Source organism: Bacillus sp. AK128 (genome assembly GCF_053903075.1).
In genome coordinates this window covers 2,278,672-2,292,030 of the sequence record NZ_CP096379.1, presented here as the reverse complement: position 1 = coordinate 2,292,030, position 13,359 = coordinate 2,278,672, and the positions used below count along the sequence as shown (strand labels likewise).

Here is a 13,359-nt window from a genome sequence, read left to right as displayed (position 1 = left end):
CCTTTATCCTCCTATAGAAGTAACCGATGGTGTGGTAGCACCACTACCTAAGTAAGCCTCAATTACTTTCGGATTATTTCGAATTTGATCAGGGTTTCCTTCGGCTATTTTTTCACCGTGATCTAACACAAATATTTGCTCTGAGATCTCCATTACCAGCTTCATATCATGCTCAATAAGGACAATTGTCACATCAAATTCTTTTCTAATCCGATGAATCAGATCAGTTAACTCCTTCGTTTCCCTTGGATTCATTCCCGCAGCCGGCTCATCTAATAAAAGTACCTTTGGCTTTGTCGCTAAAGCACGGGCAATTTCTAACCTTCTTTGTGCACCATATGGTAAACTATCGGCATCATCATTAAGATGATTAGCTAAGCCTACATATTCAAGAAGACGATACGCTTCAGTTTGTGCTGCTAATTCCTCTTTTTTAAACCTTGGTAGTTGGAGGATTGTACCTACTAGACCCACTTTTAGATGGTTATGCATTCCAACCATTACATTCTCTAAGACCGTTATGTTTCCAAATAGTCGAATGTTCTGAAAGGTTCTAGCAATTCCTTTCTTAGAAATGGAATGGGGTTTCATTCCTACAATTGATTGATCCTCTAACAAAATGCTACCCTCGGTAGGTTGATAAACACCTGTTACCATATTAAAAAAGGTTGTTTTTCCTGCACCATTTGGTCCAATTACAGCTGTAATAGAACCTTTTTCGACTGTCAGACTTACATCTTGGTTGGCAACAAGTCCGTCAAACCTTTTTGTTAAATTTTTAACTGTTAGGATGGACATAATTTGCACCCTCCTTTTGTACCGGGATATCAGTGTTATTTGAAGACTTCTTCTTAAAAAGCTCTTTATTAAAAACTGGATTTTTGGCTGGCAATAACCCTTGTGGTCTATATAAGGCAAATAGAATCAGAATAGCACCAAATATAAATCGCTGCATTTTTGCAGGTGAAAGTGCATCTGGAATGCTTATAACACCACTAAGACTTAACTGATTAAGCCAGTTTGTTAATTCAGTTAAAACCTGCATGTTCAAAATGGTCATGAGGGCAGCTCCTAAAATAACACCCGGAACCGATCCCATCCCGCCTAGAATTACCATTACTAGTATCGTAATAGATTCTAACAATGTAAAACTCGTAGGATCAACAAAGGTTTGTTTTGCAGCAAACACGACACCCATCATCCCTGAAAAGGATGCTCCTACCGCAAACGCAGTTAGCTTTGTACGAACTAAATGGATACCCATTGATTGGGCTGCTATTTCATTTTCACGGACAGCCTTCCATGATCGACCAATTCTAGAGTACTCTAGTCGTCTTACTGATAGGAAGACAATAACTAAAATCCCTAAAACAATAAAATAAAATTGACTAGGATAGATGAAAGTAATCCCAAATAATTGAGGTGGTGTGATGGAAGATAACCCCATTGCACCATTTGTAATGTTAACTGGACGATCAAGATTGTTAAAGACTATTCGGATAATTTCACCGAAACCGAGTGTAACAATCGCTAAATAATCACCCTTTACACGTAAAACGGGAATTCCAAGGAGAATCCCAAATAATGCTGCAACGAAGCATCCTAGTAAAATAAAGATCCAGAAGCTTCCTCCACCTAAAGGAAAGGTTCCAAAAGGCATAAATTCAGCAGCCTGAGCAGTAGCGAAAATGCCGTAAGTGTAGGCACCAACCGCAAAGAATGCTACAAATCCTAAGTCTAGTAATCCAGCAAGACCCACAACAATATTTAATCCAAGAGCCATAGCCACGTAAATCCCAACAAGTGTTACTACTTCCATGTAGGATTGATAGGCAGAACCTTGACTAGCTGAAACTGGTAATAAGACAATAAGGACGAGTCCTGCAACAATCCATTTTGTTGTATGATTCAACTTAGTAAAATGAAGTAATAGTAATGAACTAAGCAATAGTAAGAAAGCAATAACTGATTTTTGTGCTAAGAAAAGGCTCAGTGAAGTTACTAATATAAAGATGGCTAGTAGAATTCCTTGTGTTAGTTTATTATCCTTTATTTTTTCAATATATGATTTCATATTCTTCACCTACACTTTCTCCGCAACGACTTTACCAAAGATGCCTTCTGGCTTGAAAATTAACACAATGATTAGTATAGCGAAAGCAAAAACATCCTTGTATTCAGCACCCATCATTCCATTTGTTAAAACAGCTAAGTTAGCAGCAGCAAACATTTCAAGTAAACCAAGAAGTAGTCCACCAAACATTGCCCCACGGATGTTTCCAATACCACCTAATACTGCAGCAGTAAAAGCTTTTAACCCTAAAATAAACCCGATGTAAGGATCAATGGTTCCATATTGAACGGCAAATAATACACCCGTTGCTCCTCCAAGAGCTGAACCAATAAAAAATACCAGGGCGATGATTTTATTTACATTCACACCCATTAATGATGCCGTATCACGATCCTGTGCAACTGCACGCATCGCCACGCCATACTTTGTCTTATTTACAAATAGGTCCAGACAAATCATCATTACAATCGCAATGACGAACACGATGATAAATGATTCTTTAAATGAAGAATCGTTAAACATTGAAGTGAACGTCGAGGTCTTAATATCAATTCGATCTGTAAACATACTTGGACCTGTCAAAATATAGTTTCCACGCTTTAATTCCGTTATAAAACGGACAATATCTTGCAATAGAAAAGAAATTCCAATTGCAGTAATTAAAGTGATTAACTTTGGGGCCTTTCTTAGCGGTCGATAGGCAACGCGTTCAATACCCATCCCTATAAAGCCAGTAAGTACAGATGTTATAACAAGGACAAGTAATAGTGCTAATAAGGCGGGCATAACGGCAATCCATCCGAACCCTGTCATTGTTATTAAAATAGCCGTACCAATAAAGGCACCTGTCATAAATATTTCTCCGTGCGCAAAGTTAATGAGCTCTAATGTGCCGTAAACCATTGTGTAACCTAATGCAACAATGGCGTATACAGCTCCTAATGTTAACCCATCGATTAAAACCTGCGGTAATGTGTGTAGTACCTCAGCTAGCATTATCATGCACCTACCTTCTTAGTAAAAAGAGGGTATGACCAAAGGCATACCCTCTTGCCATTATTAATTTTTTACATCCTTAAAATATGAATTTTAAAAACTTAATTTAGTTGTGAACTAAGTAGAGATTATTTACTAACCACTGATTCTTGCTTAGGAGGATAAGCTGTTTCATCGAACTTATAGATAAAGATTTGAGCGTAATCGTTATCCCCTTTGTCATCAAATGTTACTTTTGTAACAGCACCTTGGAAATCAGTTACACCACGAACGGCATCACGAACCTGTTCACGAGTAGGAAGCTTCCCATCATTCGCATTTATTGCATCTTCAATTCCTTTTAATACAACTCCCATTGAATCGTATCCATAAGCAGAATATGATTCTACTTCTTTATTGAATTTAGTCTTATAGTCTTCAGCAAATTTCTTACCTTCATCAGTTGCAAATGTATCTCCAGCAACAGAAGTAATATAAGTATTTTGAACAGCATCACCAGCAATTTCTACTAGTGTAGAAGAATCCAAACCATCTCCACCCATGAAAGGAACATCAATTCCTTTTTCTCTACCTTGCTTAATGATTAAACCACCTTCAGAATATAGACCGCCGAAATATACAAGATCAGGTTTTTTAGAAGATACGATGTTAAGTACACCATTAAAGTCCTTTTCCCCTACTGTAATTCCTTCAAATCCAACGATTTCTGCACCTAACTCTTCAGCTGCACCCTTAAATGCCTCCGCAAGACCTGTACCATATGCAGTTTTATCTTGGATAATAAAGATTTTCTTTGCTCCTAATGTATTAATGGCAAAATCTGCTGCTGCAGGGCCTTGGAAATCGTCTCTTGCAACGATACGATTTGTTACTTTTAACCCACGGTCTGTAACATCAGTTGCTGTGTTAGCTGGTGAAACCATAGGAATCGCATACTTCTCATAAGTTACAGATGAAGGAATGGCAACACCTGAGTTTAAGTGACCAACAACTGCTAAAATTTCACTATCAGCACCAATTAATTCTGCGTTGGCTACACCTTTCTTTGGATCAGCCTGGTCATCGTAAGGGACTAACTGTAGTTCAAATCCCATTTCTTTAAACTTGTCTGCGTGATCTTCAAGGGCTAGCTGTGCTCCTAGTTTAATAGCTTCCCCGAGCGTTGCACTACCACCCGATAAAGGTGATTGTGTTGCAATTTTAATAACAGAACCACTACTGTCTCCACCAGATGCTGTTTCACCACCACATCCAGCAAGTAACCCCATTGCTAACGACGCTGTTGCAAGTAACGATAAAACCTTTGTTTTCTTTCTAACCAAACTGACCCACCCCTGAAATTTCTAATTTTTTTAAAATATTTGAAACTTAAGAATACTATAATTATTTTTATATTTATTGACAACAATTATTTTTTATAAATAGTAAATTTTTTTCATTGACAAATTAAAAAATAAGAAAATACCTTTATACCGGCATTCATACTTCGCATACCGTAACTTTCTGCTAACGAAGTAAAATATCCGAATAACTTTTAAGTGAATAAATATACAACTTAACTGAAAGCCTTTACAAAACCTTTAAATATAGTTATACAATAAACAAAATGCCCCCACTTGATTGAATGAAATCAAGTGGGGGCATCTTGTATAAGATTAATCCTTAACCGATATATGAAGAAAACATAAATCATCAGGTAATTGATCAGGTAATTTTTCAGATAGTTCCTGAAGAGTCTCTTCCCCGTTCAAACGGTTAGACTTAACTGAATCTAACAGGCCAATGAGCTCCAACAAGCCGTCTGTATAAACATGAAGATTAGCTCCTTTTTCTAAAGGAACCGTTGTTGTCTTTAATTGTATCTCCTTAAAAAAACCTAATGGATGAGTTTGAGATGTTAACGGAGTACGCGTGCCATCTTTAGAAAATAAATATGCTTCAGGATGCCCTGCATTTAAATATGTTAATAGATGATTTCTCACGTCTATTAATAAATATATACATGTACAGTAATACTGCCCTGTTTCCTCAAAGAAACGGTTCATATGGCTATTTAATTGGGATAGAATTTCAATAGGGTTTGCACCTTTCTCAATCTGCTGTTGAAATAACGATTGAATAGACATTGAAATAAGCGCAGCTGGTAAACCATGACTCGAAACGTCCACCATCATTACCGCGTATTGTTGATCACCTAATTCATGCCATATATACATATCACCACCAACTTTTTCTGCTGGCTTATATAACCCTCTTATGATAAGATCATCCGTTTCCAAATAACTCGGTAACACTACCTGTTGAATTTCTTGAGCAACCTGCAAATCATTTTCCATCTTTTCTTGCTTTTGTTCTAACTCATTATTCAGCACATGTAATACTAGTGACTGACTCAATAATCCACCTAATGTCTTGATTAACCTAATTTCTAAAGGCTTAAAATGATATGGTTTTGAATCAAAAACACATACAGTCCCTACATTCCGACCTTTTACCGTATAAATAGGCACCCCTAAAAAACAGCCATCACCCATTTTCTTGGTAATAGGGTGTGATTCTGTAAGAGAATGTTCTCGCAAACTATTAATCACTACTGGCTCCCCAGGTTGATCCACAACCAATTTACAAAGTACTTCATCAAACGGTGAAGTATCCCCTTCCTGCAAAAGCTCATATTCTCTGTTATACGCTTTCATAATATAATTAAATTTCTTGTCATTATTAGCAATAAATACTGTATTTACTTCAATGGAATCCTTTAACAACTGGATAACTTCATTAGATATTTCTTCAAAGGAAGTGCTTTCATATGGTCTTGTCATTATTAATTCCTCAATTTTATTAGAATAGTATTATTAATATAATAACTCAACTTTATACAGATGACTATCCCACTCGATTCCTAGATTAAATGTTTTCAAAGCAAAAAAACAGAGGTATAAACCCCTCTGCTTCTCCATATATCACCCAATTCACTTTATCTGCAACCAAAAGCAACCATTTCTTAAATACTTAAAAGAAACATAACATATATTTTGACCAGCATATAACTTTCCATACATGATTTACAAAATTTCTATATATATTTAATTGTAGGAAGGGTGGCTGATACGGTTGATATTAAAAGCTATAGATCTAAGTCTTATGTCAGAACACTTATCTGTTCACAAGGGTGTATTACCAAAGCTAAAGACTTACTATTGCCATACAAAAGATCCACAACTAAAACAAACCATCTATGAACAATTTGTTATTATGAAAAACCACGTGAAAGTAATGTTATCACTCATCGACGATCGAATTAATGAAACAATTACCGTCGCAAGTTTAAACGATATAGAACCTGTAACTATTAATTGTAACCCAAGTACAATTGAGATGTCAGAAGAGGAGATTGCTTTAGAGCTTCGAAATACAGCCAAAACGATGGCTCATGATAATTTGAGTTCTGCTCTTAGAATGAAAGCAGATAATGTAAGAGATATTCATCTCCATATGGCCTTTCAGCAATTTATTCTTCAACACCGCTATAATCAAGTAGTAAAACGTTTGCAGCAATTAGAGGTTGCGCCAGATAGCTCACTTGAAGAACAAAGAAAAATACTTAACAATTTTAAAAGAATATACAATTTGTGAAAAAAGGCTACCATTGCCTTTTTTTATTTTTTCTCTGTAAACCTTGTTGTTGACCCCCCACTATCTAAAAAAAACACCTCCTCGCCACTTATCGCCTGCGGAGTCTCCTTTACCCAACTCGTCTCCTCTAATTCCACTAAATTCCTCTTAATGTTTCTTTACTTTACAAAGAAAATGAAGCTTTACAAAACATTGTCAGATATCCTAACAAACCTAATGAAACTTCATCTTATTTCGATTAAGCTGTTTGTAATATAAAATTCTAAAAGGAAAGCTGAACAAGAAACCGATACACGAACTTGACAGCTATTAATCTATAGTACGACAAATAAATCCAATGGAGGTTCAGTTATGGATCAAACAAAAGGAATCAAATTAGCAGAAGAGATCATTGAATTAGATTTAAAAAGAGATGAGTTGTTTGAAGAATTAATTCAATTATTAGGGTCAAAAGCCTACGAAATCCTCAGAACTGTCCAAAACCATTAAAAGGAGGTTGAGTTCATGACACAGCTTCTACTTGCAGTAGAAAAACTGAAACAATACTATGTATCAAAACTCCAAAGCGAGGGTGTATTCCAATCTTCCGAGAAGAATCCTTACTCATATACACTAAAGGAACTTGAAGAGATGTTTAAGAAGACAAAGAAACGTTAATAGCCATCGTACAGGATGGCTTTTTTATTATGCAATTCCTAATTTAAGTACCTCAGCTCCCTCTTTTGACCAAAACCTCACAAATTATGTCAGAATATCTTACATATAGATTGAGGTTTTTTTAGAAAAGTTAGATAATAGATTAAGATTACTATTTTTAAAATTAATATCCTTTGTCTACGGAGTTAAAACAGAGAATGTTAAGGAGGAGGACTTATGTCTTCTTATAAGGATAAGAAAGTCATTACAATTGGAATTGTTAGTGAATTAACCGGACTATCCGAACGAAAAATTCGTTACTATGAAGAGCGTGGCTTGTTGTTTCCCGAACGCACAAAAAGAGGAACAAGAGTATATTCTTTCACAGATGTTGAGATTTTGTTAAAAATTGCGGATAAACGTGAAGAGGGTGTTCAAACAGTTGAGATTAAAAAGGATATGATCAACGAAATGAAAAAAAGTGATGTTCGCAATCAAATGCTTCGCGGTCAATTAAATGCTCACTTTAATATGCGAAAATAGAGAACATGATTTATAATGTATTCCAAATAAAAACTACAGATCTACACAAGTCTGTAGTTTTTTATTTGGATTACTTATCTCCAAACAGTTTCAGCTAACCCTCTTTTTCTGAAAGCTATTAAAAGCCAGTTGGCCAGTTTGCTAATTTACGTTCGCTCATAGACCCATTTTTTAAACAAGCTACCTCTAAGGAAAGACATAGAAATTTCCTAGTCTCTTTTGGGTCAATCACGTCATCAATTAAATGCTTCCCTGCTGCCTTGTAAGGAGAACTATCAAAGGCCCATTTTTCTAATAGTTCCTTTCTTACCTCTTTAGGATTATCAACATCTTGTAACTGGCGGCCATACACGACATTTATCCCAACCTCTGGCCCTGTAAAATTAATTTCGGCTGTTGGCCATGCTACCACTAAGTCTGCTCCCATCGTAGGACCGCACATATTTGCATAGGCTGCTCCAATGCTTTTTCGTATTACTACCGATAATTTTGGTACAGTAGATTGAGCTAACGCTTGGTTCCACACCATAATCTTAGTAGGGATTTTAAGTTTTTCTGCTTCATTACTAATTCTGAATCCAGGAGTATCATGTAAGAAAACCAGTGGGATATGAAAGGAATCACATAGACATATGAAATCTGTCGCTTTCTCGCATTCTTGGACACCTGCAGCACCAGCGTATTTTTTTGGTTGGTTTGCCACTATACCAACTACTCTTCCGTTAAGCCTTGCAAACACCGTTATTAAAGCTTGACCAAAGAGTTCTTTAAATTCAAAGTACTGATGGTCATCAACAATTTCAGCAATAATTTTTTTCATATCGTAGGCTCTATTGGCCTTGTCGGGCAAAATCGAAGAAATGTTCTCAAGAAGTCGATTGGGGTCATCATCAGTTGCCTTCATAGGTGGTTCTTCTGTGGCATTTGAAGGCATATACGAAAAGAATTCCTTCATTTGTTCAATACATCCTTCTTCCGTTTCTGAGAATAAATCCACTTGTCCGGTTTGACTGGCATGTATGTCCCAGCCTCCTAATTCTTCTGTAGACACCTTTTGTCCAGTTGCCATCTCTAACATTCTCGGTCCGGCTACTGCCATACAAGTCCCTTTAAGTTGAGTAACAAAATCTGAAGATACTGCTGCCCATGTTGGTCCTCCAAAGCTATCGCCCAATATTCCCGTAATGAGTGGGACCTGACGACTATGTGTAAGCATCTCATTAGGGAAAAGCTTATCACTAATACCATCAGACCCCATACCATCTGGCATCCTTAATCCTCCCCCTTCCTGAAGATTAAACATAGGTAATCCCCGCTTTAATGCATATTCATGAATCTTTTTAGCTTTCCTAATATGAACCGTGCCCTCTGTTCCAGCAAAAACGGTCTTATCACCCGCTTGTACGACTACTGGTCTGCCACCTATCTTGCCAATACCAACCACTAATCCGTCTCCAGCCGACTTATTCTCCAAACCGACTATTTCTGAATGATTAAGCATTCCCAATTCCATAAAAGAATCCTTATCAACTAGTTTGTTTATTCTTTCTCTTGCAGTTAAAAACCCCGCTTCATGTTGACGGATAATTTTTTCTAATCCACCACCTAAACTTGCTTGCTGTTTTCTTTTTGATAAATCTTCAATTGCCTCATTCACAAGATTATTAATTGGACGATCCATGATAGTGATTCCTCCTGACATTTTGTATGCGATTTCATTTCCGAGCTAACTAAATGGTTAGTATGTAAAATAATCAATCTACCTAACAACTTTACTAAATTAACTGATGATATTATAGCATATATCTGACATTATTTTCTGAACATTCAAACTTAAATTCTCATTTATCTATAGATTTCTATTTTTCGCTTAAAATAAATGCCTTATTTGTCCTTTAACACTCCAATAAGAAAAAACATTGAGTCCCCCCAATGTTTTGAGTAATAAAGAAGTATTTAAATTTCCCCACTCTGGTAATCATAGAAATAAGAAACTTTTATCTCTATATTATAGAAGAACTAAAATAGAAAAATCCGCCTTTTTTACCTTCTCTTAAGCAAATAGACTGATAAGGTTTTCATCCGGATCTACAACAATTGCGTAACGCTGTCCCCAAAAGGCGTCCCAAGGTTCCCTGTGTAGCTTATATCCTTTTTCAACAATTAACGCACACAGTTCATTTACTTCATTAGCGGTACTGCATTTAAAGGCAAGTTCCACCCGATGACCAGTTGGTTCCTTCTCAAAGCTTCCAGTACCATACACTCCTCTTGCAATCTCTTCTGTATCAAAAGCTAAACGAACACCATCCTGATTGACTTCAACATGCTGCTCCTCGTTAGCCTCTATAGGAATGTTAAACCCCAGTGTCCGGTAAAATTCCAATGACTGCTTCATATCTTTCACCACAATACCAACCATATCTAACTTGATTGCCACTTTAGTCACTCCAAATCTTGTAATATTATCTAATTATGATTATATTACCATTTTTAGTTTTGTTATAGAAGTTGTCTGAATTTAAGTATTAACTTAAATTTCCCCTTTAAAAATAGGCTTTGTTAAAGTTAGTTGTTGATTTCCGTTCCAGGACACTCGCTTTCCGCGGGCGGGTTCGGGAGCCTCCTCGACGCTTCACGCCTGCGGGGTCTCCTTCACCACGCTTCTCCCGCAGGAGTCTCGCGGCCTTCCACTTCAATCAACTCTGCTAAAATCAACACTGTACTTTAACACAGCCAGAAAATAAAAAAGCAATCAACTAAGCTCTTATTTCTTTAGTTGATCGCTTTTGTGAATGTCTACAAATCTAATTCAATACAAACTGGACAGTGATCGCTTCCTAAAACAGTAGAGTGAATTTGGGAATCTTTTAATACCTCTTGTAGTTTGGACGATAGGATAAAATAGTCAATTCGCCATCCTATATTCCTTTCTCTTACCTTGCTCATATACGACCACCATGTAAAGCTATCTTTTTTATCTGGATACAAATGTCTAAAAGAATCAATAAATCCACATTCTAGTAATTTCGTCATCTCTGCTCGTTCTTCTTCTGTGAACCCAGAGTTTCCTTTATTAGATTTAGGATTCTTTAAATCCATCTCTTGATGAGCGACGTTTAAATCACCACAAAGGATGACTGGTTTCACAGTTTCTAATTTTAGTAGGTATGCTCTTAACTCAACTTCCCAGTCCAGTCTGAAAGGAAGTCTAGCTAGATCTCTTTGTGAATTAGGAGTGTAAACATTTACTAAATAGAAGTTATCATACTCAAGAGTGATAATTCTTCCTTCGGTCTGCTCTTCTTTCTCTCCAACTCCATAGGAAACAGACAATGGTGGATGCTTTGTGAAGACCGCTGTACCTGAATACCCCTTCTTCTCAGCATAATTCCAAAACTGATAATATCCGTCTAGCTCTAAATCAATCTGGCCTTCTTGTAGTTTTGTTTCTTGAACACAGAATATATCTGCATCCATTTCATGAAAATACTCCAAAAACCCCTTTTTCACACAGGCTCTTAGACCATTAACATTCCAAGATATTAGTTTCATCTTTAAAACTCCTTACTTTCTAGTAATCTCTTGGTTGTTGTTATTATAGAGTAATAGCCTTTTGGCTACATTTGAGAAATTCAACAAACAGCTCATTCATTAATTCATTCGACTTTGTCATAGACTCAGGATGCCATTGTACACCTAGAGTAAATCTTGACGGCTTTGTATATTCAACTGCCTCGATAATTCCATCAGAAGAGATAGCGACAACACATAAATCCTTACCAAGTGTATGAATGGACTGGTGATGTAAGCTATTTACCCGCAACTTTTCACTACCGAATATTGAATAAAGCCTACTGCTACTAGTAATGTTTACCCAGTGCGTATCCCTTCCACGGTCAACAATTTGTGAATGTTGAATAGGGTCCTTTGACTGACTAGGGATATCCTGTATCAACGTCCCCCCTAAGGCTACATTGAGGATTTGCACACCTCTACAGATGGCCAATAGTGGAATATCATGATCAATAGCATATTTTGCAATCGTTATCTCCACTTGGTCTCTCTCCGGAATAGTCGCCCCTAAATGAATATGTGGATCTTCTCCGTAAAAGGAGGGTTCGACATCCTCTCCTCCGCTTAAGATAATCCCATCACATAATTGGATCATCTCAATGGCAAGCTCAGAATTTATATAAGGAAGGATAATTGGGAGTCCACCATTCGCTGCCACACTTCTGTGGTAATCATGATGAACATACACCCCTTCCATATGTTGATTATGTTTTACATAAGCACCCGTGATTCCTATTATAGGCTTCTTCATAGATTGTTCCTCCATTAACCTACTAAACTACCATACCTACTAGTACTATAAGACAATCGACCCTTTTTCACAATCATTTAAAAGGAGGAAAAATAGAAACTTAATATGAAAAAAAGTTATTTCGAGTTACGAAAAGATGTTACAATACAACTATAAAATTTGCAAAGAATGAAGGGATTGAATTGAATAAGAAACTTTGGCTAACATATGGGATGTTAACAATCGCAACAGCAACCTGGGGGAGTGCGTTTATAGCAGGTAAATTTGCAGTTCAAAGCTTTGAACCAGCAACCGTTGCTTTTTTACGATTTTTAGGAGCAGCTATTCTTTTATTTCCAATCATGTGGGTGATGGATAAGAAGCGAATTAAACCAACCATAAAGGATTATGGATTATTTGCCATACTTGGACTAACCGGCATTGCTCTGTATAATATTTTCTTTTTTCTAGCAAGTAAGCATGCACCCGTGATTAAAAGTTCAATTTTCATTGCGTCTAATCCTGTATTAATTGTTATTTTATCGGGATTATTTTTAAAAGAAAAAATCTCCAAGAATAATATCATTGGGATGATTGTTGCCTTGACTGGGGTAGCATTTATTGTAACTGAAGGTCATTTTCTTTCGCTCATCAGACTCGGTTTTGAACCCATTGATTTTATATTAGTCGGCGCTGTTATTAGTTGGGCTTTATATAGTGTTATTGGTAAGATTGTGTTAAAAAAATTCAGTTCAATTGTGTCCACTACTTATGCTGTAGCATTTGGAACAGTTATGTTATTCCCTTTCGCCTTCATCGAGACAAGCTGGCAGGATATTCAACTAGCAAGTTTTGATGCATGGATTGCGATTATTCATATGAGCGTGTTTGTAACCGTTATTTCTTTCGTTATGTATTACAATGGCATCAAGGAAGTCGGAGCCGCAAAAGCTTCTATCTTTATTAACGTAATGCCGCTATCTGCGGTTATCATGGCCACCCTTTTTTTAGGAGAAACGTTCACCTGGGCACATGGAATTGGTGCGGCATTTGTACTGACAGGCGTTTATATTGGAACTAGTAATAAAAGGTTGTTTGTTAAAACCAAGAAAAAACAACCCTATATAGCAAGTTAAAGTTAAGTTGGGGAAATAATAAAATAAAGAAG

At 36.6% G+C, this 13,359-nt stretch carries 14 protein-coding genes; 5 read left to right on the top strand and 9 right to left on the bottom strand.

What is annotated here, in order from left to right:
* Positions 1-3: 3 nt before the first annotated feature.
* The 5 genes from M1D60_RS11370 to M1D60_RS11350 all read right to left on the bottom strand — a co-directional run bounded on the left by M1D60_RS11370 (position 4) and on the right by M1D60_RS11350 (position 5,892).
* Positions 4-798: an ABC transporter ATP-binding protein gene (locus M1D60_RS11370; protein WP_456279262.1), complete on the bottom strand. Its 795-nt coding sequence runs from the start codon at positions 796-798 to the stop codon at positions 4-6.
* A complete protein-coding gene (locus M1D60_RS11365) occupies positions 779-2,074 on the bottom strand; it encodes a branched-chain amino acid ABC transporter permease (RefSeq protein ID WP_456279261.1) in 1,296 nt (431 codons plus the stop codon). Before M1D60_RS11365 ends, M1D60_RS11370 begins: the two co-directional genes overlap by 20 nt.
* A 9-nt stretch (positions 2,075-2,083) precedes the next feature.
* Positions 2,084-3,070 (bottom strand): branched-chain amino acid ABC transporter permease, encoded by a 987-nt coding sequence (locus M1D60_RS11360; protein ID WP_456279419.1) that lies wholly within the window; start codon positions 3,068-3,070, stop codon positions 2,084-2,086.
* Positions 3,071-3,198: 128 nt separating this feature from the next.
* A complete protein-coding gene (locus tag M1D60_RS11355; RefSeq protein ID WP_456279418.1) occupies positions 3,199-4,338 on the bottom strand; it encodes a branched-chain amino acid ABC transporter substrate-binding protein in 1,140 nt (379 codons plus the stop codon).
* 387 nt (positions 4,339-4,725) lie between these two features.
* On the bottom strand, positions 4,726-5,892 hold the full coding sequence (locus M1D60_RS11350) for a GAF domain-containing SpoIIE family protein phosphatase (RefSeq protein ID WP_456279260.1): 1,167 nt from the start codon (positions 5,890-5,892) through the stop codon (positions 4,726-4,728).
* A gap of 292 nt (positions 5,893-6,184) precedes the next feature.
* On the opposite strand from M1D60_RS11350, the gene M1D60_RS11345 reads away from it, so the two are divergent.
* The 4 genes from M1D60_RS11345 (at position 6,185) to M1D60_RS11330 (ending at position 7,885) form a co-directional block, all read left to right on the top strand.
* Positions 6,185-6,706: a hypothetical protein gene (locus tag M1D60_RS11345; protein WP_456279259.1), complete on the top strand. Its 522-nt coding sequence runs from the start codon at positions 6,185-6,187 to the stop codon at positions 6,704-6,706.
* Positions 6,707-7,057: 351 nt separating this feature from the next.
* On the top strand, positions 7,058-7,195 hold the full coding sequence (locus M1D60_RS11340; protein WP_456279258.1) for a hypothetical protein: 138 nt from the start codon (positions 7,058-7,060) through the stop codon (positions 7,193-7,195).
* Positions 7,196-7,210: 15 nt separating this feature from the next.
* Complete coding sequence (locus tag M1D60_RS11335; RefSeq protein WP_456279257.1) at positions 7,211-7,363, top strand: hypothetical protein; 153 nt, start codon at positions 7,211-7,213, stop codon at positions 7,361-7,363.
* A gap of 216 nt (positions 7,364-7,579) precedes the next feature.
* Positions 7,580-7,885 (top strand): MerR family transcriptional regulator, encoded by a 306-nt coding sequence (locus M1D60_RS11330; protein WP_456279256.1) that lies wholly within the window; start codon positions 7,580-7,582, stop codon positions 7,883-7,885.
* Between the two features lie 118 nt (positions 7,886-8,003).
* Here M1D60_RS11330 and M1D60_RS11325 read toward each other — a convergent pair whose 3' ends face one another.
* The 4 genes from M1D60_RS11325 to M1D60_RS11310 all read right to left on the bottom strand — a co-directional run bounded on the left by M1D60_RS11325 (position 8,004) and on the right by M1D60_RS11310 (position 12,212).
* Complete coding sequence (locus tag M1D60_RS11325) at positions 8,004-9,566, bottom strand: acyl-CoA carboxylase subunit beta (RefSeq protein ID WP_456279255.1); 1,563 nt, start codon at positions 9,564-9,566, stop codon at positions 8,004-8,006.
* Between the two features lie 372 nt (positions 9,567-9,938).
* Positions 9,939-10,325, bottom strand: a complete 387-nt coding sequence (locus tag M1D60_RS11320) for a VOC family protein (RefSeq protein WP_456279254.1) — start codon at positions 10,323-10,325, stop codon at positions 9,939-9,941.
* A 359-nt stretch (positions 10,326-10,684) separates the two neighbouring features.
* Positions 10,685-11,440, bottom strand: a complete 756-nt coding sequence (locus M1D60_RS11315) for an exodeoxyribonuclease III (RefSeq protein ID WP_456279253.1) — start codon at positions 11,438-11,440, stop codon at positions 10,685-10,687.
* A 43-nt stretch (positions 11,441-11,483) separates the two neighbouring features.
* Positions 11,484-12,212: a gamma-glutamyl-gamma-aminobutyrate hydrolase family protein gene (locus M1D60_RS11310; protein ID WP_456279252.1), complete on the bottom strand. Its 729-nt coding sequence runs from the start codon at positions 12,210-12,212 to the stop codon at positions 11,484-11,486.
* A gap of 182 nt (positions 12,213-12,394) precedes the next feature.
* Here M1D60_RS11310 and M1D60_RS11305 point away from each other — a divergent pair, with 182 nt between their 5' ends.
* Entirely contained in the window at positions 12,395-13,327 is a 933-nt protein-coding gene (locus tag M1D60_RS11305; RefSeq protein WP_456279251.1) for a DMT family transporter, read from the top strand.
* The last annotated feature ends 32 nt before the right edge of the window (positions 13,328-13,359 follow it).

Bases quoted from the DNA above. Each gene is read 5' to 3' on its own strand.
- M1D60_RS11370 (WP_456279262.1), bottom strand. From the start codon at position 798: ATGTCCATCCTAACAGTTAAAAATTTAACAAAAAGGTTTGACGGACTT.
- M1D60_RS11360 (WP_456279419.1), bottom strand. From the start codon at position 3,070: ATGCTAGCTGAGGTACTACACACATTACCGCAGGTTTTAATCGATGGG.
- M1D60_RS11310 (WP_456279252.1), bottom strand. From the start codon at position 12,212: ATGAAGAAGCCTATAATAGGAATCACGGGTGCTTATGTAAAACATAAT.
- M1D60_RS11325 (WP_456279255.1), bottom strand. From the start codon at position 9,566: ATGGATCGTCCAATTAATAATCTTGTGAATGAGGCAATTGAAGATTTA.
- M1D60_RS11315 (WP_456279253.1), bottom strand. From the start codon at position 11,440: ATGAAACTAATATCTTGGAATGTTAATGGTCTAAGAGCCTGTGTGAAA.
- M1D60_RS11355 (WP_456279418.1), bottom strand. From the start codon at position 4,338: ATGGGGTTACTTGCTGGATGTGGTGGTGAAACAGCATCTGGTGGAGAC.
- M1D60_RS11365 (WP_456279261.1), bottom strand. From the start codon at position 2,074: ATGAAATCATATATTGAAAAAATAAAGGATAATAAACTAACACAAGGA.
- M1D60_RS11335 (WP_456279257.1), top strand. From the start codon at position 7,211: ATGACACAGCTTCTACTTGCAGTAGAAAAACTGAAACAATACTATGTA.
- M1D60_RS11340 (WP_456279258.1), top strand. From the start codon at position 7,058: ATGGATCAAACAAAAGGAATCAAATTAGCAGAAGAGATCATTGAATTA.
- M1D60_RS11350 (WP_456279260.1), bottom strand. From the start codon at position 5,892: ATGACAAGACCATATGAAAGCACTTCCTTTGAAGAAATATCTAATGAA.
- M1D60_RS11330 (WP_456279256.1), top strand. From the start codon at position 7,580: ATGTCTTCTTATAAGGATAAGAAAGTCATTACAATTGGAATTGTTAGT.